Source organism: Streptomyces sp. SM18 (assembly GCF_002910775.2).
GTDB lineage: Bacteria > Actinomycetota > Actinomycetes > Streptomycetales > Streptomycetaceae > Streptomyces > Streptomyces halstedii.
In genome coordinates, this window is the sequence record NZ_CP029342.1 from 7,508,610 (window position 1) to 7,526,748 (window position 18,139).

General features: G+C 73.1%; 18 protein-coding genes. 9 read left to right on the forward strand and 9 right to left on the reverse strand.

The genetic code is table 11. From position 1 onward, the window contains the following. Positions 1-90 precede the first annotated feature (90 nt). Entirely contained in the window at positions 91-1,143 is a 1,053-nt protein-coding gene (gene tsaD, locus B9S64_RS33195) for a tRNA (adenosine(37)-N6)-threonylcarbamoyltransferase complex transferase subunit TsaD (RefSeq protein ID WP_103489805.1), read from the reverse strand. 291 nt (positions 1,144-1,434) lie between these two features. Between tsaD and B9S64_RS33200 the strand changes: the two genes are divergently transcribed. The 3 genes from B9S64_RS33200 to B9S64_RS33210 all read left to right on the forward strand — a co-directional run bounded on the left by B9S64_RS33200 (position 1,435) and on the right by B9S64_RS33210 (position 3,180). Beyond that, positions 1,435-1,968, forward strand: a complete 534-nt coding sequence (locus B9S64_RS33200; RefSeq protein WP_103489806.1) for a DoxX family protein — start codon at positions 1,435-1,437, stop codon at positions 1,966-1,968. 184 nt (positions 1,969-2,152) lie between these two features. Then, on the forward strand, positions 2,153-2,620 hold the full coding sequence (locus tag B9S64_RS33205; protein WP_103489807.1) for a hypothetical protein: 468 nt from the start codon (positions 2,153-2,155) through the stop codon (positions 2,618-2,620). After that, the gene (locus tag B9S64_RS33210; protein WP_109492192.1) at positions 2,617-3,180 is read left to right on the forward strand and encodes a DUF4126 family protein; all 564 of its coding nucleotides are present in this window, start codon (positions 2,617-2,619) and stop codon (positions 3,178-3,180) included. Before B9S64_RS33205 ends, B9S64_RS33210 begins: the two co-directional genes overlap by 4 nt. A 54-nt stretch (positions 3,181-3,234) precedes the next feature. On the opposite strand, the gene B9S64_RS33215 is transcribed toward B9S64_RS33210, so the two are convergent. Continuing rightward, on the reverse strand, positions 3,235-3,921 hold the full coding sequence (locus B9S64_RS33215; protein ID WP_103489780.1) for a TetR/AcrR family transcriptional regulator: 687 nt from the start codon (positions 3,919-3,921) through the stop codon (positions 3,235-3,237). 107 nt (positions 3,922-4,028) lie between these two features. Between B9S64_RS33215 and B9S64_RS33220 the strand changes: the two genes are divergently transcribed. Both B9S64_RS33220 and B9S64_RS33225 read left to right on the forward strand, forming a co-directional pair. After that, the gene (locus tag B9S64_RS33220; RefSeq protein ID WP_103489777.1) at positions 4,029-5,246 is read left to right on the forward strand and encodes a cytochrome P450; all 1,218 of its coding nucleotides are present in this window, start codon (positions 4,029-4,031) and stop codon (positions 5,244-5,246) included. Between the two features lie 20 nt (positions 5,247-5,266). Continuing rightward, positions 5,267-5,458, forward strand: a complete 192-nt coding sequence (locus B9S64_RS33225; protein ID WP_103489779.1) for a ferredoxin — start codon at positions 5,267-5,269, stop codon at positions 5,456-5,458. Between the two features lie 170 nt (positions 5,459-5,628). Here B9S64_RS33225 and B9S64_RS33230 read toward each other — a convergent pair whose 3' ends face one another. Next, the gene (locus B9S64_RS33230; RefSeq protein ID WP_103489776.1) at positions 5,629-7,269 is read right to left on the reverse strand and encodes a CdaR family transcriptional regulator; all 1,641 of its coding nucleotides are present in this window, start codon (positions 7,267-7,269) and stop codon (positions 5,629-5,631) included. Positions 7,270-7,530: 261 nt separating this feature from the next. On the opposite strand from B9S64_RS33230, the gene B9S64_RS33235 reads away from it, so the two are divergent. After that, positions 7,531-8,799, forward strand: a complete 1,269-nt coding sequence (locus tag B9S64_RS33235) for an FAD-binding oxidoreductase (protein ID WP_103489775.1) — start codon at positions 7,531-7,533, stop codon at positions 8,797-8,799. Between the two features lie 64 nt (positions 8,800-8,863). Here B9S64_RS33235 and B9S64_RS33240 read toward each other — a convergent pair whose 3' ends face one another. Genes B9S64_RS33240 through B9S64_RS33250 form a run of 3 tightly spaced genes read right to left on the reverse strand, consistent with a single transcriptional unit; the run spans position 8,864 to position 11,864 of the window. Then, positions 8,864-9,499 (reverse strand): DAK2 domain-containing protein, encoded by a 636-nt coding sequence (locus tag B9S64_RS33240; RefSeq protein WP_109492193.1) that lies wholly within the window; start codon positions 9,497-9,499, stop codon positions 8,864-8,866. After that, a complete protein-coding gene (locus B9S64_RS33245; RefSeq protein WP_103488698.1) occupies positions 9,496-10,503 on the reverse strand; it encodes a dihydroxyacetone kinase subunit DhaK in 1,008 nt (335 codons plus the stop codon). The genes B9S64_RS33240 and B9S64_RS33245 overlap by 4 nt, the downstream gene beginning before the upstream one ends. Beyond that, on the reverse strand, positions 10,500-11,864 hold the full coding sequence (locus tag B9S64_RS33250) for an MFS transporter (protein ID WP_258037676.1): 1,365 nt from the start codon (positions 11,862-11,864) through the stop codon (positions 10,500-10,502). Before B9S64_RS33250 ends, B9S64_RS33245 begins: the two co-directional genes overlap by 4 nt. A 178-nt stretch (positions 11,865-12,042) precedes the next feature. On the opposite strand from B9S64_RS33250, the gene B9S64_RS33255 reads away from it, so the two are divergent. The 3 genes from B9S64_RS33255 (at position 12,043) to B9S64_RS33265 (ending at position 15,248) form a co-directional block, all read left to right on the forward strand. Next, a complete protein-coding gene (locus B9S64_RS33255; protein WP_093820298.1) occupies positions 12,043-12,930 on the forward strand; it encodes a dihydrodipicolinate synthase family protein in 888 nt (295 codons plus the stop codon). A gap of 75 nt (positions 12,931-13,005) precedes the next feature. Next, positions 13,006-13,704 carry a GntR family transcriptional regulator gene (locus tag B9S64_RS33260; RefSeq protein WP_203631827.1) on the forward strand — a complete coding sequence of 233 codons (699 nt, stop codon included), beginning with the start codon at positions 13,006-13,008 and terminating at the stop codon, positions 13,702-13,704. Positions 13,705-13,886: 182 nt separating this feature from the next. Continuing rightward, entirely contained in the window at positions 13,887-15,248 is a 1,362-nt protein-coding gene (locus tag B9S64_RS33265; RefSeq protein ID WP_103505104.1) for an aldehyde dehydrogenase (NADP(+)), read from the forward strand. Positions 15,249-15,345: 97 nt separating this feature from the next. On the opposite strand, the gene B9S64_RS33270 is transcribed toward B9S64_RS33265, so the two are convergent. From B9S64_RS33270 to B9S64_RS33280, 3 genes are all read right to left on the reverse strand, one after another. Further along, positions 15,346-15,990 (reverse strand): dihydrofolate reductase family protein, encoded by a 645-nt coding sequence (locus B9S64_RS33270; protein ID WP_103491560.1) that lies wholly within the window; start codon positions 15,988-15,990, stop codon positions 15,346-15,348. Between the two features lie 154 nt (positions 15,991-16,144). Beyond that, on the reverse strand, positions 16,145-16,348 hold the full coding sequence (locus tag B9S64_RS33275) for a cold-shock protein (protein ID WP_028442200.1): 204 nt from the start codon (positions 16,346-16,348) through the stop codon (positions 16,145-16,147). A gap of 247 nt (positions 16,349-16,595) precedes the next feature. Next, positions 16,596-18,137: a DUF6056 family protein gene (locus tag B9S64_RS33280; protein WP_258037876.1), complete on the reverse strand. Its 1,542-nt coding sequence runs from the start codon at positions 18,135-18,137 to the stop codon at positions 16,596-16,598. Positions 18,138-18,139 lie beyond the last annotated feature (2 nt).

The window sequence follows — 18,139 nt, forward strand, 5'->3', positions numbered from 1 at the left end:
TTCTTGCAATCTAAGGGCAAGAAGCCTCGGCGGTGACCTTCCGCGCCTCGTGGGGAGCGCGTGGCGCCCGCTCACGTCCCGGCCGGACGGTCATGTGGCCGCGCCCGCCAGGGACGCCGCCGGGTGCAGCGCGGCGTACTCCAGAGGGGCCGACGGGTCGATCGACAGGTCCAGCGGGGCGGGTGCGGCTCCGGCGCGTACGAGGAGGTCGCCGACGGCGGCGATCATCGCGCCGTTGTCCGTGCACAGCCCCGGCGGCGGCACCCGCAGGGCGATCCCGGCGGCCCGGCACCGCTCCTCGGCCAGCGCCCGCACCCGAGAGTTGGCGGCGACGCCGCCGACCACGATCAGGGTGCCGACTCCGTGCTCGACGCAGGCGGCCACCGCCTTGCGGGTCAGTACGTCGGCCACGGCCTCCTGGAGCGAGGCCGCACCGTCGGCCACCGGCAGGTCGCGGCCGGTGTGGCCTTCCGCCCAGCGCGCGGCGGCCGTCTTCAGGCCGGAGAAGGAGAAGTCGTACGAGCCGGGCAGCGGGCGCGGGAAGGCGACGGCGCGGGGGTTCCCCGTGCGGGCCGCCCGCTGGATCGCCGGGCCGCCCGGATACGGCAGCCCGAAGACCCGCGCCACCTTGTCGAAGCACTCCCCGGCGGCGTCGTCGAGGGTGTCCCCGAGGTGCGTGATCGGATCCCGGGCCAGATCGCGTACGAGGAGGAGGGAGGTGTGGCCGCCGGAGACGATCAGCACCATGCAGGGGTCCGGCAGCGGGCCGTGCTCCAGGGTGTCCGCGGCGACGTGCCCCGCCAGGTGGTGGACGCCGTGGAGCGGGACGCCGAGCGCGTACGCGACCGCCTTCGCCCCGGCCACGCCCACCTGGAGGGCCCCTGACAGGCCCGGTCCCGTGGTCACCGCGACGGCGCCGATGTCGGACATCCGCAGCCCGGCCGTGTCCAGCGCCCGCTGGATCACCGGGCGCAGGGCGTGCACATGCGCGCGGGCGGCGATCTCGGGGACGACGCCGCCGAAGCGGGCGTGCTCGTCCATGCTGGACGCCAGCCCGTGGCCGAGCAGCCGCCCGTCCCGGACCAGCCCCGCGCCGGTCTCGTCGCAGGACGACTCGATGCCCAGCACGATCCGCGAACCCATACCTCACCCATTTCTGCGATGTCTACGCTGTTGCGCACAGTGTGCAATAGGAGATGCGCTGATGCGTAGCCGGGCGCGGGGACTGCCGGAGAGCGGAGGTACCGGAGGGCCGGAGGTCCGCGCTCGTCCTGGCCCGGTCCGTCGTACCCGGGGGTCTACGGGCCGGAAGCGTGCCGTGGCACGCCCCTTCCCGGGGGGCGATTCCGCCGGGCGCCGAATGGCGACGGTCCGGCGGGGCACCCGATGATCCCAGTAGACCCCACACCGCTGGTCATCCTTGGAGGCAGCTTCATGAGTCTTCTCCGTATCCTCGGCCGCCCGATGCTCGCCTCGATGTTCGTCGCGGGAGGCCTGAGCTCCGTGCGCAGTCCCCATGCCGTGGCCCCGGTCGCCGAACCCGTCGTCCGGCCCGTGGCCGACCGTGTCTCCGTGCTGCCGGACCGCACCGAGCAACTCGTCCGGCTCAACGGGGCCGTGCAGGTGGCGGGCGGCGTCCTGCTCGGACTCGGCCGCTGCCCGCGGCTGTCCGCGCTGGCCCTCGCCGCGACGCTGGTCCCCACCACCCTGGCGGCACACCGCTTCTGGGAGGCGGGGGAGTCCTCCGACCGGGCCCAGCAGCGCATCCACTTCCTCAAGAACCTGTCCATGCTGGGCGGCCTGCTGATCACGGCCGACGACACCGGTGGCGCCCCGTCGCTCCTGTGGCGAAGCCGTCACGCCGCCCAAGGCCTGCGGCACGACGCGCACATGGTGCGCCGCTCGGTCCGGGCCACGGCAGGTCCCGCCGCGGCGGTCGGCGGCGCCCGGGCCAAGCTGGGCCTGTGAGCGGCCAAGCCGTTACCGGGGCCGGGGGGGGGCGCCGAGGTGGTCCGCCGGGCGACTAGGGGCCGCACCGACCGGACCGTCGCGCGACGCGGGGTGGCGCCGGGTGTGGGCGTACGGGGGCGGTATGCCGTCCGGCTCAGACCGTCATGTTTCAGACAATCCGGTAAGGGAAACCCAGTCCAGCATGATGCAGAACCTTGTGCGTGGTGGCATCGCGGGTGCCGCCGGAACGACCGTACTGAACACCGTGACCTACGCCGACATGGCGTGGCGGGGAAGGGGCTCCAGCGACGCCCCCGCCCAGGTCGTGGACAGGCTCGCCCGCGCCGTGGGGCACCCGGTCCCGGGCTCGGGTGACACCCGGGACAACCGGCTCACCGGCCTCGGCGCCCTGTCCGGCCTCGGCGTCGGCTGCGGCACCGGGGTGGCCGTCTCCGCGCTGCGTCGCGCGGGCGTCCGCATGCCCTGGTGGCTGGGCGGTGTGGTCACCGGCGCCCTGGCCATGGCCGCCACCGACCTCCCCATGGCGGGACTGCGGGTGAGCGACCCGAGGACCTGGGCGGCCAAGGACTGGGTGGCGGACGCCGTACCGCATCTCGCCTACGGTCTCGTCACCTACGCCATCGTGGTGGCCGGGGAGAAGCGGTCGTGAACCCGGCCGCGGAGGCCCTGACCAGGGCCGGGCTGATCGGCGCGGTCTCCGGCCTGCGCAGTCAGTGGGGGATGGCCGCGGTCGCCTGGAGCGCGCGGCCCACCGACGTGTCCGTGCCGGCGCGGCCGTGGGTGCGCGGTGCGACGCTCGTCTCCGCCACGGGAGAATTCGTCGCGGACAAGTCGCCGCGTACTCCGAGCCGTCTCACTCCGGGCGGGCTGGTCCCCCGTCTCGTCCTGGGAGCCCTGTCCGGCATGGCGCTGTCCCGGCGCTCGGAAGGGCCCGCCTCGCCCGTGGCCGCCGCGGCGGCCGGGGCCGTGGCAGCCGGCGCGTTCGCCTGTGCCGGAGCCGGTTGGCGTCGGGTGGCCGGTGCCCGCACCGGTGACGCCGTCGCCGCAGCCGTCGAAGACGTCGTGGCCGTGGCCCTGGCCTGGGTCGCCTGCTCCCCGGCCGGCGTACGCCCGCCATGCCCCCGCGCCGGACACGCGCGCCACGCCATCGAGTTCGAGGGCACCGGGACACCCGGCACCGACCGCGCCCCGGACGGCCCGCAGGAGTAGTGCTGCCGGGCCGGTCCCGCTCCTGGCCTCCTCACGCACCGACGTCCGTCACGGCTACGCGTCCTCGGTGACGCCCTGGGGCGGCGGTACCGAGGACGCGTCCGGTGGGGGAGCACCCGCCGGAGCGAGGAGAAGGGGGAGATAGACGTCGTCGACGATCTCCGTGACGACGTCCTCAGGGATCGGGGCCCCGTGGAGCAGGTAGTGGTTGCGGAGCAGGTCGACCGCCACGGTGGCGCGCCGTGAGGCGGGGACCCACGGGCCGATCTCACCACGGGCGACGGCGCGCCACAGGACGCCCTGTATCGGCCCCGGGCCCGCGGTGTGGACCCGTTCGCGCACCAGACGGGCGAACTCGGGGTCGTGCACGACCTCGGTGAGCAGACCGCGGAGGATGTCGCCGTGCGAGGTGGCCAGCTTGGCGGAGAGCTGCCGTAGCGCGGCGATGACATCGGTGCGCAGGGCGCCGGTGTCGGGCAGCTCGGCGTCGGACCAACGGTGGGACGCGCAGGCGTCCACGACGAGTTCGGCACGGCTCGGCCACCGGCGGTACAAGGTGCCCTTGCCCGTACGAGCCCGTACGGCCACACGCTCCATCGTCAGCCCGGCGTAGCCGACCTCGGCCAGCTCTTCGAGGGCCGCCGTCAGGATGGCCCTCTCCAGCTCCTCGCCTCTGCGGCGAGGGTTTCTCCGATGATCGCCGTCCGTCCGGTCCGGCGCGTCCCCGTGGGTTGGAGGCATGACTCCCAGCCATTTGTCGAGCACTCGTTGTGAGCGTCGAGTGAATCAGCCTAGCCTTCCGTTAGAGAACTGACCGTTCTTTAAGCGTCGAGTGCATCGAGGTACCGATGACCGAGACCGTTACGACGCCCCCAGACGGCGCCCCCGCCTTCCCCAGTGACCGCACCTGCCCCTACCACCTGCCCGATCAGTACAACGACCTCCGGGAACGCGAAGGGTCGCTGCAGCGGGTGACCCTGTACGACGGCCGACAGGCCTGGCTCGTGACCGGGTACGAGACCGCGCGGAAGCTGCTGGCCGACCCCCGGCTGTCCTCCGACCGGACACACGCCGACTTCCCCGCGACCTCGGGCCGGGTGGAGAGCTTCCGGGACCGCAGGCCGGCGTTCATCAGCCTGGACCCGCCCGAGCACGGGCCGAAGCGGCGCATGACCATCAGCGAGTTCACCGTCCGGCGCATCAAGGGCATGCGCGCCGACGTCGAGCAGATCGTGCACGGCTTCCTGGACGAGATGACCGCCACCGGTCCGCCCGCCGACCTCGTCAGCGGATTCGCGCTGCCCGTGCCGTCCCTGGTGATCTGCCGCCTGCTCGGAGTGCCGTACGCCGACCACGACTTCTTCCAGGAAGCCAGCCGGGGGCTGATCCAGTCCCCGGACGCGGCGGGGGCACGTGCCGCCCGGGACGAGCTGGAGGGCTATCTGGGCGGCCTGGTCGACAGCCTGCGGGCCGAACCCCGGCCGGGGCTGCTGAACACCCTCGTCAGGGAGCAGCTGGAGAAGGGCACGATCGACCGCGAGGAGCTGGTGTCCACCGCCATCCTGCTGCTGGTGGCGGGTCACGAGACGACGGCGTCGATGACCTCGCTCAGCGTCATCACCCTGCTCGAACACCCCGACCAGTGGGAGGCGTTACGCGCCGACCGGTCGCTGGTGCCGGGCGCGGTGGAGGAACTGCTGCGCTACCTGGCGATCGCGGACATCGCCGGCGGACGCATCGCGAAGGCCGACATCGAGATCGACGGGCAGCACATCCGGGCGGGGGAGGGCGTCATCGTCACCAACTCCATCGCCAACCGCGACCGTTCGGTCTTCACCGACCCGGACACCCTCGACGTGCGGCGCGAGGCGCGCCACCACCTGGCCTTCGGCTACGGGGTGCACCAGTGCCTCGGCCAGAACCTCGCCCGCCTCGAACTGGAGGTGATCCTGACCGCGTTGCTCGACCGCCTGCCCGGCCTGCGCCTGGCGGTGCCGGTGGACCAGCTGACCTTGCGTCCGGGGACCACGATCCAGGGCGTGAACGAACTCCCGGTCACCTGGTGACCGCGGCGGAAGGAGTGACCGTGCGGGTGACGGCGGACCGGGAGATCTGTGTGGGGGCGGGCCTGTGCGCGCTGACGGCGCCGGAGGTCTTCGACCAGGACGACGACGGGGTGGTGACGGTACTGGCCGCCGAACCCGGCGAGGAGGACGGCGCCGCGGCGCGTGAGGCGGGAGCGCTCTGCCCGTCGGGTGCGGTGCGCGTCGTCGGGTAGCGCCCCACGGGACAGCGCGGCCCGTCGGGGAGCGGCTTCCCGCTCCCCGGCGGGCCAGCCGGGGCGTACACCCCAGGGCCGGACCGGCCCCTGCCGGTGACCGGGTACGTGCAAGGGCCTGGGGGGCGTACACACCAGGCCGGACCGGTCCCCGCCCGCGACCGGCACGTTCAGGGGCCGGGCGGCCCGCCGTCCGGCGGACGTTCGCCCAGCGCGGCGAGTTGCAGCCGCAGGGCGAGGCGCACCCGGGGTGACTCCAGGTCCACCGGGGCCGCCTCGTCGAGCTTGCGCAACCGGTAGCGCAGCGTGTTGGGGTGGATCCGCAGGGCCTGTGCGGCACTTCGCGGGTCGCCGAAGTGGTCCAGCCACGCGGCGAGGGTCGCGAGATACGGCGTACCGTGGTCCGCGTCGTGTGCCCGCAGGACGCCGAGCGGCCCGCCGAGCAGGCCCGTGTCGATGCCGACGGCGTCCGCGGCCCGCTCGACCACGACGGCGTCCCAGGCCTCCTCCAGCAGCACGGTCCCCGTCTCCCGCCCCGACGGCAGCCGGCCCGTGCCGATCAGCCGGTGCAGTTCCACGGCTTCGGCCAGCGAGCGCGGCAACTGCTCGACCGAGAGGGCAGGACAGCCCGCCGCGGCGAACAGGCCGGGGTCGTGTGAGCGCACCTCGGTGAGCACGTACCGGAGCCAGTCCAGGGTGCCCGCCTCCGCACCGGCCGACGTACCGGCCGAGGGCCGCGCCCTGCCCGGGAGCCCCTCGGTGACCAGGCCGAAGAGCCGCCCGTCGAGGTCGGCGAGCAGCGGCTGGTGCCAGCCGAACCGGCGCGCGACCGACTCCCAGAGGTCCAGCTGACTGCGTACGTCGTCGGTACCCCCGGGCCCGCCGAAGGCCACCACCCGCCAGGGGCCGGGCGGCAGACCAGGGGCCTGGCCCGGTCCGGGGAACGGGGCGGAGCCCTCGCGCAGCGCCGTCCGCAGCTGACCGGCCGACACCCGCCGGGCGATGCCCGCCTCCGCGCGCAGCCGCAACAGGTGCAGGGCGACGACGGAGGCCACACCGCTGAGCCGCTGGATGCGCTCCGGAGCCACCGGCCCGCTGACCACCACCCAGATCGAGCCGAGCCACTCGCCGCCCGCCCGCACGGGCACGATCAGCCGGGGCAGCGTGCCGTCCGGGCCGGCGGGGGTCCAGACCGGGTCGCTGGAGCGTGCCAGCCTGCGGAAGACGCCACCGGCCCGGAAATGGGTGAGGGCGTCCGCCGGGACCCGCCGCCCCACGATGGTGGAGACCCGGGCCGGGTCGGTCGTGTCCTGCCGGGCGGAGTAGGCGAGGACCCGGGACTGCGCGTCCTCCACCGTCACGGGCGCGTCGATGATCTCCGCCGCGGCGTCGGCCAGCGCGAACAGGTCGCTGTGCGGACCGGGGGTGCCCAGATGACTGGTGTCGGGAGCGGAGGCCCGGTCGATGACGCCCCGCAGCAGCCAGATCACATGGGCCCACGAGGTGTGCGGCCGCAACTCGATCAGTGCCGGACCCGTCGTCCTGCGGGCCGCGCGCACCACCTGCGGATCGCTCGCCACGGGGTCCTTGAGCACAACGCCCGCGGCCGCCGCCTCGGCGGCCCGCTCCAGCAGGGCCAGGGCCCCCGCCCGGTCCGCCACACCCACCCCGAGGACGAGTTCGCCCGGCTGGCCCGGGGCGTCGCCGGGTTCCGCCAGGGCGACGTCGTGCACCTCGGCGTCCCGGGCCGCGACGACCGTACGCAGCAGTCCGGGCCCCAGGGACTCCACGAGATCGGTGACCGTGATCACGGGCGCCGTCCGGTGGCGGGGGCCGCAGTTCGGGGCCGGTCCGACGGGCGTCGTACGGCCGGACGCGCCGCCGGGCGGAGCGGGGCGGGAGGGCGCGTCGCGGTCCGGGGCCGGAGGGTGCTCATGCGCCCCATTGTGCTCCATGATGCTCGTGCCGGGCGCACCATCACGCGCTCCTTCATTGGCCGCCCCGCACAACGACAAAGCCGCCGGCCGGCCTCACTATCAGAGGTGCCACCACCCCTGAGAAGAGGTTCCCGCATGGCACGCCCTCCTTCGCCCGCACGTCCGGGCCCCAGCCGAGTCGCCGTCGTCGGCGCGGGCATGGTCGGACTGTCCACGGCCTGGTTCCTCCAGGAACGAGGCGTCAGCGTCACCGTGTACGAGCGCAAAGGTGTGGCCTCGGGTTCCTCCTGGGGCAACGCCGGCTGGCTGACCCCGGGCCTGGCGACGCCGCTGCCCGAACCGGCGGTCCTCACCTACGGGGTACGGGCGGTGCTCAGCCCGTCCTCGCCGGTCTACGTCCCGCCGAGCGCGAACCCGAGCCTGCTCAGGTTCCTCGCGGGGTTCGCCCGCAACAGCACCGCGCCCCGGTGGCTGCGGGCGATGCGCGCGCTCGTCCCCATCAACAGCCTGTCGCTGTCGAGCTTCGACACCCTGGCCGAAGGCGGCGTCGAGGCGGAGACGCTGGAGGCCAAGTCCTTCCTCGCGGCCTATCGCACGGCCGAGGAACGACGGGTGCTGCTGGAGGAGCTCGAACAGATCCACGCGGCGGGCCAGAGCATGGAGTTCGACGTCCTCGACGGTGACGAGGCGCGGGGGACCGAGCCGTCCCTGTCCGACGAGATCGGTGCGGCGATCCGGCTGCACGGCCAGCGCTACATCGACCCCGGACACTTCGTGCACGCCCTGGCCGACGCCGTCCGTGCCCGGGGCGGCGAGATCCGGGAGCGTACGGAGATCACCGAGGTGCGGGACGCGTCGGCCGGGGTCACCGTCCTCACCGGTGACGGCGGGTCCGGAAACTTCGACGCCGTGGTGCTGGCCACCGGAGCGTGGCTCGGCCGCCACGCCAGGAAGTTCGGGGTCCGCTCCGTTGTCCAGGCGGGCCGCGGATACAGCTTCAGCGTGCCCGTGGAGCAGGTACCCGTCGGCCCGGTCTATTTCCCCGCACAGCGTGTCGCCTGCACGCCGCTCGGCGACCGTCTGCGCGTCGCCGGGATGATGGAGTTCCGCAAGCCGGAGGCGCCGTTGGACGCCCGCCGGATCAAGGCCATCGCGGAGGCCGCGCGTCCCCTGCTGCGGGGGGCCGACCTGGACGCCCGCCAGGACGAGTGGGTCGGGTCGCGGCCGTGCACGACGGACGGACTGCCCCTGATCGGCGCCACCCGCTCCCCGCGCGTCTTCGCCGCGGGCGGCCACGGCATGTGGGGCATCACCCTCGGCCCCGCCACCGGACGTCTGCTGGCGGAGACGATCGTCACCGGCGAACGCCCCCCGCAGCTGGCGCCCTTCGACCCGCTGCGCTGACCGGCGGACGCCACCGGGCGGGACCGCCCCGGCCGGTGGCGGTCCGGGGCGGTCCGGGTGTGCCTCAGTGAGGGCCGGCGGCGGGCAGGTGGCCGGCCAGCTCGCCCGGCGCGTCACCCGCCACCCGTGCCCGGCACCAGAACAGCAGCGCGATGCCCAGAGCGCCCGGGTCGGGCGAGCCGATGGCGCGCTCTCCGACGTAGGAGGCGCGGCCCCGGCGGGCCCGGATGGCGGCGGTGGCCTGGGCGCCCCGCAGCGCCGCCTCGGCCACGCCCCTCGGGCCGGCGCCCGCGTCCAGGGCGTCCCGCGCCGGGGCGAGGGTGTCCACCAGCGTCCGGTCACCCGGCTCCGCCTCCCCGACACGCCGGATCGCGGCCAGTCCTTCCGCGACCCCCGTTCGCCAGGCCTCGTGATCGTCCTGGGGGTGGGCGGCGTGGGCGCGGGCCAGCTCCTGGAACAGCAGGCCTATGAGCGGTCCGCTGGTCCCGCCGACCTCGTCCAGGAAGACGGCCGCGGCCACCGCGAGAGGCGGTTCGGCGGGCCGGTCCTCCAGCGCCGAGACGACCCGGTCGAGCCCCTCACGCAGGTTGTCGCCGAAGTCGCCGTCGCCGGAGAGCTGGTCGAGCGCGGTGAGGGCCGGGTGCGCGGTACGGGCCGCCTGGGCGAAGGCGGTCAGGACGAGCCGGGCGTCGGTGGTCATCGGGGGGACTCCGTCAGGGGGAAGGCAGGGGTGCGGGCGGGGGCGTGCCAGTAGGGGCGCCAGTCGTCGTGGAGCGCGGTGAGGGTGAGCGAGAATCCGCTCATGTCCAGGGCGGGGACGAAGGTGCCGACGAGCCGGCCGGACACGTCCAGGCCGGACGTCTCCAGCAGCCCGGAGACCCGGGAGTGGACCGCCTGGAGCTCCAGCTGGGTGGTCGCGCCGAGACCGTTGACCAGCAGCAGTACGGCGCCGGTCCCCCGGGGCAGGGCGGCCAGGAGCTGCCGGGTCATACGGTCGACGAGCTGGTCGAATCCGGGGTGGTCGACGGTGGAGACGGCGCGCTCGCCGTGGATGCCCACGCCGTACTCCAGTGCCCCGTCGGGCAGTTCGAACGCGTCGCCGCCGCGCGCGAACGACGTCTGGGCCCGCGAGGCGACCGCCACACTGCGTGAGGCGGCGGCGAACCGCGTACCCAGCGAGGCGAGCGCGTCGAGTCCGAGGCCGTGGTCGGCGGCCCCGCCCAGGAGCTTCTCCACCAGCACGGCGGCGCCCGTGCCGCGCCGCCCCGTCGCGGTCTCGGCGCTGTCGGTGGCCAGGTCGTCGTCGACGAGCACCCGGCGTACGGGGATGCCGTCGGCGCGCAGCCGTTCGGCCGCGATGCCGAAGTTGATGCGGTCGCCCGTGTAGTTCTTGACGATGTGCAGCACGCCGGACTCTCCGGCGGCGTCGCGTGACGCTTCGAGGATCTGCCGGTTGTGCGGGGAGGCGAAGACGCGTCCCGGTACGGCGGCGTCCAGCATCCCGGAGCCGACGAAGCCTGTGTGCAGGGGCTCGTGGCCGGAGCCGCCGCCGGAGACGAGCCCCACACGCCGTGCGGGGTGCCGTTCCCGGGCGGCGACGTACAGCGGGTCCTCGTTGAGCCGGAGCAGACCGGGATGGGAGAGCACCAGGCCGCGCAGGGCGTGCTCGACGGCGTGGTCGGCGGGCAGGAACAGACGCTTCACGAGACCTGGGTCCTTTCGGTGTTCTCCGGGCTTACGGCGGGGTGCTCGGCGGTTACCGGGTCGGGCACGGCACCCACCTCGCCCTGCCGGAGGCGGGAGGCGGCCAGTCCGGAGACGACGGCCACGCCCACGCAGTAGACGATCAGCCAGGACCAGTGGCCGCCACCGACGGCCAGCAGCGCGGTGCCGATGAGCGGGGAGAGCCCTCCGCCGAGGGTGGCACCGATCTGCTGCGTGACGGAGAGTCCGGTGTAGCGGACGTTCACCGGGTAGAGGTTGGAGAACAGGGCGCCCTGGGCGCCGTACATCGCGGCGTGCCCGATGCCGAGGCCGAGGGTCATGCCCAGGGTGTACGCCCAGAACTGGCCGGTCTCGACGAGCAGGAAGAACGGCACGGCGAGGACGGCCTGGAAGAGGGCGCCCGCGACGTACACCTTGCGGCGGCCCACGCGGTCGGAGAGGGCCCCGAAGAAGGGCAGGGTGAGGCACTCGACGGCGCAGGCGATCAGCACGGCCAGCAGCACCGGGCCCTTGGGCAGGTCGAGTTCGGTGGTGACGTAGGTGATGGCCACCACGTAGTAGATGTTGAACAGGCCGCTCTCGGCGATCTTGGCGAGCACGGAGAGGACGACGGTGCGGGTACGGCGGGTGAGGACCTCGCGCACCGGCAGGCTCTGCACCTCGCGGTCCTGGCGCATCTTGACGAACTCGGGGCTCTCGGTGACGTGCAGCCGCATCCAGACGCCGACGCCGACGAGCAGGATGCTGGCCAGGAACGGCAGCCGCCAGGCCCAGGAGTCGTAGGAGCCGGAGGGGAGCACGTTGTCCAGGACGGTCACCAGGCCCACCGGGATCAGGACGCCGGCCGGGGTCCCGATGTGCACCAGCGAGGTGAAGAAGCCCTGGCGGGAGGGCGGGCTGTACTCCAGGGCCATGAGGACCCCGCCGCCGTACTCGCCGCCCATGCCGAGGCCCTGGATCAGCCGGATGAGGACGAGCAGCAGGGGAGCGGCGATACCGATGCTGTCGTAGGAGGGCAGCAGACCGATCGCGAAGGTGCCCAGTCCCATCATCAGCATGGTGGTGATGAGGACGTTCTTGCGTCCGATGCGGTCACCGAAGTGGCCGAAGATGATCCCTCCGAGCGGGCGTGCCGCGTAGCCGACGAAGTACGTGGCGAAGGCGGCGAGGGTGCCGACCAAGGGGGACGCGTCGGGGAAGAAGATCTTGTCGAAGACCAGTGCCGCGGTCGTCGCGTAGAGGGTGAAGTCGTAGTACTCGACGGTGGTGCCCAGCGCGCTTGCGGTGACGACTTTGCGCAGGGACGCCCGTGATGCGGGTGCGGTGGCCGGTTCGGGCATGATGCTCGCTCCATTGCGATGGCGGCTCGGGCGACGCGGCCGGCGCTCTCGGCGCCGCCGGCGCGATGCCGGACGCGTGTCCGGAAAGCGACGGTACCCCTCAGGGGACCGCGTGCTAACATCTGATGCATCAGACATTACATTCGTGGTCTGTGTGCGGCAATACCCTGGAGGACACGTGAAGGACATACAGCTCGGCGGGATGATCTCCACCGTGGTCACGCCGTTCGACGCGCGGGACGAGGTCGATCTGGATCTGCTGCGCGGTGAGGTGAAGTACCTCCTCGACCAGGGCGTCACGGCCATCTGCGCCTGTGGGAGCACCGGCGAGGGACAGACGCTCTCGCTGGAGGAGAGCGTGGCGATCTGCGAGGTCGTCGTCGACGAGGTCGCCGGCCGGGTCCCGGTGATCGGCGGCGTCATCCAGAACTCCACGGCCCAGGCCAAGCGTTACTCACTCGCGCTGAAGAAGGCCGGGGTCGACGCGCTCCAGGTCACCCCCGTCCACTACGTCTTCGCTCCGTCCCCCGAGGAGACGGTCGCGCACTACCGGGAGATCGGGGAGGCGGCGGACCTGCCGATCGTCCTCTACAACGTGGTCCCGTGGGCGCTCGTCCCGGTGGACACGATCGAGATGCTGCGCGACGTGCCGCAGGTCGTCGCCGTCAAGCAGTCGGGCGGCGACATCCACCTCCTCGCCGACCTGCTGCACCGGCTGCGCGACCGGTTCACCGTGCTCGCCGCCCTGGACGACCTGCACTACCCGGCGTTCGTCATGGGCGCGCACGGCGCGCTCGCCGCCATCCCGACCGTCACGCCCCGGCTCAGCGTCGAGCTCTGGGACGCCGTGCAGGCCGGCGACCACGCCAAGGCCCTCGAACTCCACGAGCGGATCCTCACGGTCTGGCGGGCCATCGACGCCCCCAACCTCCCCGCGACCCTGAAGGCGGCCCTGGAACTGCTGGGCCGCTCCCCGGGGCTGCCGCGCCGGCCGTTCGCGCCCGCCACCGAAACCGAGCGCGAGCGCATCAGGACGGCTCTGCGAGCGGCTAACCTGATCGACTGAACACCGTCCCCGCCGGGAACCGTCACCGCGGCGTGCGTCCGAGAGGGCACGTCGCAGAAGAGCAGAGAGAGGATCATGGCCACCACGTCCGCCCGCGGCCGTCGCGGGAGCAACCCCCTGGTCGTGGAGTCGATCTCCGAACAGCTCCATTCGATCCTCTGCGAGCGGATCACCACCGGCGTGTACGCGCCGGGCTCCCGGCTCGACCCGCAGGCCATCGCCGCCGAGTTCGGCGTGTCGCGCACCCCGGTGCGCGACACGCTGGTGCGCCTGGAGCACGACCGGCTCGTCGAGACCCGGCCCCGGTCGGGCACCTTCGTCACCCGGCCGTCGCGGCAGGACGTGCACGAGGTGTGCCAGCTGCGCAAGGCCCTCGAATGGCTCGCGACCGGCGTCGCCGCCGAGGCCATGCCGATCGAGCAGATCACCGATCTGCGCGAGGAGGCCGTAGAGGCGATGCGCGCCGCCGAACGGGGCGACTACGAGCCGTTCTTCGCGAGCGACACGCGCCTTCACCGCGAGATCATCGCGGCCACCGGCAACACCCGGCTGATCACCGCCCGCGAGTCGGTCGAGCCCTTCGTCTACTGGCTGCGCGTCCTCGGCGCCACCGGCCCGCACCGTCTCGCCGGGTCCACCCGGCGGCACCTGGAAATCCTGGACGCCATGGCCACCCGTGACGTCTCGGGCGCTCAGGAGGCCGCTGCCCTCCACCTTGTCGAAGTCGAGGAGTGGACGCTGGCCGACATGGCCTCCCACTCCATCGTCACCTGACCCCTTTCCCGAGGTCCACCATGAGCACCGACATACCCGGTGCCCTCCCGGCCGAAGGCCGTCCGGGCACCGTTCCCCCTTCCTCCGGCGCACCTCTTCCCCGGGGATCCGCCGCCACCCCGTCCACGCCGTCCACCGGCGGTCCCGGCGGCGCTCCCGCCGTCCCGTCGCTCGACACCGTCATGGACCGCGCCCGCGCCGCCGCCGACGAGGCCCGGAGCGCCGGGCCGGCCGTCCGCGCCCGGTGGCTCCTCGCGGTCGCGGACGCCCTCGACGCCGCGGCCGGCACACTCGTACCGGTCGCGCGCACCGAGACGCGCCTCCCGGAGGGCCGCCTCTCCGGCGAACTGCGCCGCACCACCTTCCAGTTGCGGCTGTTCGCCGAACGGCTCCACTCGGGCGCGCTGGACGACGTCCACATCGACCACGCCGACCCCGACTGGCCGATGGGGGCGCGGCCCGACATCCGCCGTACGACGGTGCCGCTGGGTCCCGTACTCGTCTTCGCCGCGAGCAACTTCCCCTTCGCCTTCAGTGTTCTGGGCGGGGACACGGCCAGTGCTCTGGCGGCCGGCTGCCCGGTGGTGGTCAAGGCGCACCCCGGCCATCCGGAGCTGTCACGGCTCACGGCGGCCGTGGGACGGGCGGCCCTGGCGGACGCGGGCGCGCCGGCGCACCTGCTCCAGATCATCGAGGGCGAACGCGCCGGCGCGGACGCCGTCCAGGACCGCCGGACCAAGGCGGTCGGCTTCACCGGGTCCACCCGCGGCGGGCGCCACCTCTTCGACCTGGCCGCCGCCCGCCCCGACCCCATCCCCTTCTACGGAGAGCTGGGCTCGACCAACCCGGTCGTCGTCACCCCGGCCGGATGGGCCGAACGGGGGGAGGAGATCGCCACCGGCTTCGCCGGGTCCTGCACGCTGGGCTCCGGGCAGTTCTGTACCCAGCCGGGCGTGGTCTTCGTCCCGGACGCCGACGCGTTCCTCGCCGCCCTGCCGTCCCTGTCCGCCGGACCGATGCTCAACGAGCGCATCGGCACCGCCTACACGGACGCCCTCGACGCCCTCGCGGCCCGGGACGGCGTCGAGGTCGCGCGGCGCGTCCCCGGTGAGGAGGGACAGCCGGACGTCGTCCTCCTGCGGACCACCGCCGACGCCGTCCGGAACGACCCCGCCCTCATCACCACCGAGGTCTTCGGCCCGGCGTCGCTCGTGGTCGCCTACCGGTCCCCCGAGGAGGTGGAGGAGGCGCTGGCGGAGTTCGAGGGAACGCTGACCGGCACGGTCCAGGCGGCCGGCGCGGACGACGCGGTCGGGCTGCGGATGCTCGACCTGCTCGCCCGGTACGCCGGACGCGTCATCTGGAACGAGTGGCCCACCGGGGTCACCGTCAGCGACGCCCAGCAGCACGGAGGTCCGTGGCCCGCCTCGACCGCGCCCACCACGACGTCGGTGGGCACAGCGGCGATCCGGCGCTTCCGCCGCCCGGTGGCCTTCCAGAACGTCCCCGGCGCCGCGCTGCCGCCCGAACTCAGGGACCGCTGAAGCAGGTCACGGACCGGCCCACGCGAAGCCTTCCCCCGGAGCCCGGAGCCCGGAGGAAGGCTTCAGGGGCCGTGTTCCTCGGATCTGACTCCCCGTGTCACTTCCGCCAGAACAGGTGGTGCGTCATGCCGCTCGGGCTGGGCACCACCTCCAGGTGGAAACGGTCGAGGAGTTCGTCGGGGGAGTCCCAGAGCCGCACCCCGTGCCCGAGCCTCACCGGCGAGACCGCCACGTGCAGGGTGTCCACGAGATCGGCGTCGAGGAACTGCCGGACGGTCGTGGCCCCGCCGCCGATCCGGACGTCCTTGCCCCGCGCCGCCTCACGCGCCCGCGCCAGGACCGTGGCCGGGTCGCCGTCCACGAAGTGGAACGTGGTGTCGGAGAGCGTGAAGGAGGGGCGCTTGTGGTGGGTCAGGACGAACACCGGGGTGTGGAAGGGGGGTTCGTCACCCCACCAGCCGCGCCACTCCTCGTTCTCCCAGGGCCCGCGTTGGGGCCCGAACTTGTTCCGGCCCATGATCTCGGCCCCGATGCCGCGCGCGTAGTCCCGCGTGAAGTAGTCGTCGAGGCCCCGGGTGCCTCCCGGGTCGGTGCGGTTGGGCCAGCTCGCCGTGGCGCCGGCCCAGGAGAACAGCCGCTCGGGGTCGGCGTGGCCGAAGGGCTGCTCGAAGGTCTGGTCCTCACCGGCGGCGATGCCGTCGCATGAGACGGTGAAATTCTGTACCCGCACGAGCTGAGCCATGTGTTCCTCCACAGGTGGTCGACAACGGAGGTAGGACTCTCCTCGCTGGGAGAACTCGTCGCCGCCCGCGAGCGGGCTGAGTCCGTGTGTACATGAGCGGAGCCCGGCCCGCCGACGTGAGCGCCGACGGGCCGGGCCACCACGGTCAGGGACGTCAGGCGGTCGTGATGTTCTCCGCCTGGGGGCCCTTCTGGCCCTGTGTGATGTCGAAGGTCACCGCCTGCCCCTCCAGGAGCTCACGGAAGCCGGTCGCGTTGATGTTCGAGTAGTGCGCGAACACGTCCGGACCGCCGCCGTCCTGGGCGATGAAGCCGAAGCCTTTTTCAGAGTTGAACCACTTGACGGTTCCACTGGCCATGAGGTGTTTCTCCAGTCGCTGTCAAGACCTGCACCGTGCGGGCCTCGGGATCGATCGCCCTGGTCCCGCACCGCACAGCAGAGCGCCCATGCCGAAGACATGGGCAGGTACTGCGAACCATGACATCTCTGCCCTTGACGTTACACGGAGGGACCGCATGTCACCAGGGAGCGACGATCATCGGCCTGTCCCGGGTGGATGCCGCGGAACGAGAGGGGACGGGCGGCGGGCGGCCGGAGGACACCTGCTACCCCTTCGTCATCTTCTTCACGTGGTAATAGGTGGCGACACACGAGGCGGGCCACGGGTGCTTGCCGAACGGTTCCGACATCTTGCTGACGACCAGCCGTTTGTAGGGCAGCACCGTCTCCCCCGCCGCGGCCCGTGCCCGGAGCATGCGGTCCTGGCTGTCCCAGGCCTTGGCCCGCGCACGCATGTCCCCGTCCAGATCCCGCAGGGACACCGCGAGCATGGCCATGACGCCCACGCACACCAGCACGGCGCCCGCCGCCACCGGCAGCATGCCACGGCGGTACCGGCGCACCGCCAGATTCCCGAGGAGGCCGCCCACGCCGACGAGCACGAGGAGCAGCGGGAACAGGAAGTCGTTCCACAGCCGGTTGGCGGTCGCGACCGACGGACCGAACGCCGGATAGGCGATCACCATGCACACGTATCCGGCGAGCAGCAGAGCCACCAGCACGGACACCACGAACAGGGGCGCCCTGCGGTCGGGCCGGGGAAGGCCGCCGTCCGTACGCCGGACGAGCACGCCGATCAGCACGCCCACGGCGATCACCCCGATGTACTGCCACGTCGTCACCAGCGTGTGGAGCACCTGCGCGTACCCCCGCAGCGAGGCGGAGAGCGACTCGGGCGCGAACATGGAGTCCGCGTGGTGGCGGGTACGCCGGTTGCGTGAGCCGGGCGAGGTGAGGAGTACGGCGGTGCCCACGAGGATGCCGAGGACCGCGGCCGCGCACCAGGTCCGTGCGAAGGCCAGCCGTTCCGCCCGGAAGAGCAGGCGGCCCAGCAACAGGGCCACGGCCAGGAGGGCCAGGGCGACCAGGGAGGTCTCCTCCGACAGGGTGCCCATGACGGCTCCCAGGACGAACGCCGACACGACCGCGACGGCCTTGCCCCGGCGCGAGACCACCAGCAGGGCCGGGATCGTGGCGGCGGCCGCGAGGACGGGCGGGAAGGTGTGGGACACGGACGAGGCAGGCCAGTAGAAGGTCTTGTACGTGTTCGTGGAGGCGAAGCAGAACACGGCCAGGACCGTGGCCGCCGAGAACAGCGGGATCCCCCGGGGCAACCGCCACCGGACGCTCCGCAGCAGCGCCGCCGTCCACCCCCACAGCAGGGCCAGCATCACGACCACGCTGATCCCCGCGTACCACTGCTGGCCCGCGACGCCGTACACGGAGTAGGAGGCGACCAGTACGCCGTTGGCGACCCGGCCGTTGTCCGCGGAGTAGAACCGGTCCACCAGGGCCATGAAGCCCTCGTCGCGTACGAGAGGCAGGAAGCACCACTCGTCACCGCTCGGACGCACCCAGCGAGCGAACCACGAGGCCCCGCCGAAGAGCAGCAGGGGCAGGAGCGGCAGCAGGGCCGTACCGGCCCGCAGGAGACGAAGACGGCCGGCGCCCGGCCTCGCCGTGCTGCCGTGCCCGTCCCCCTGGTCCGTACCGGCCGCTCCCTTGTCCGTGCCGGCCCCCTCCGCGTCCGTACCGGTCTCCGCGGCGTGCCACGCCGGATCCGGGCGGTCCCCGCTCTCCGAACGCACCG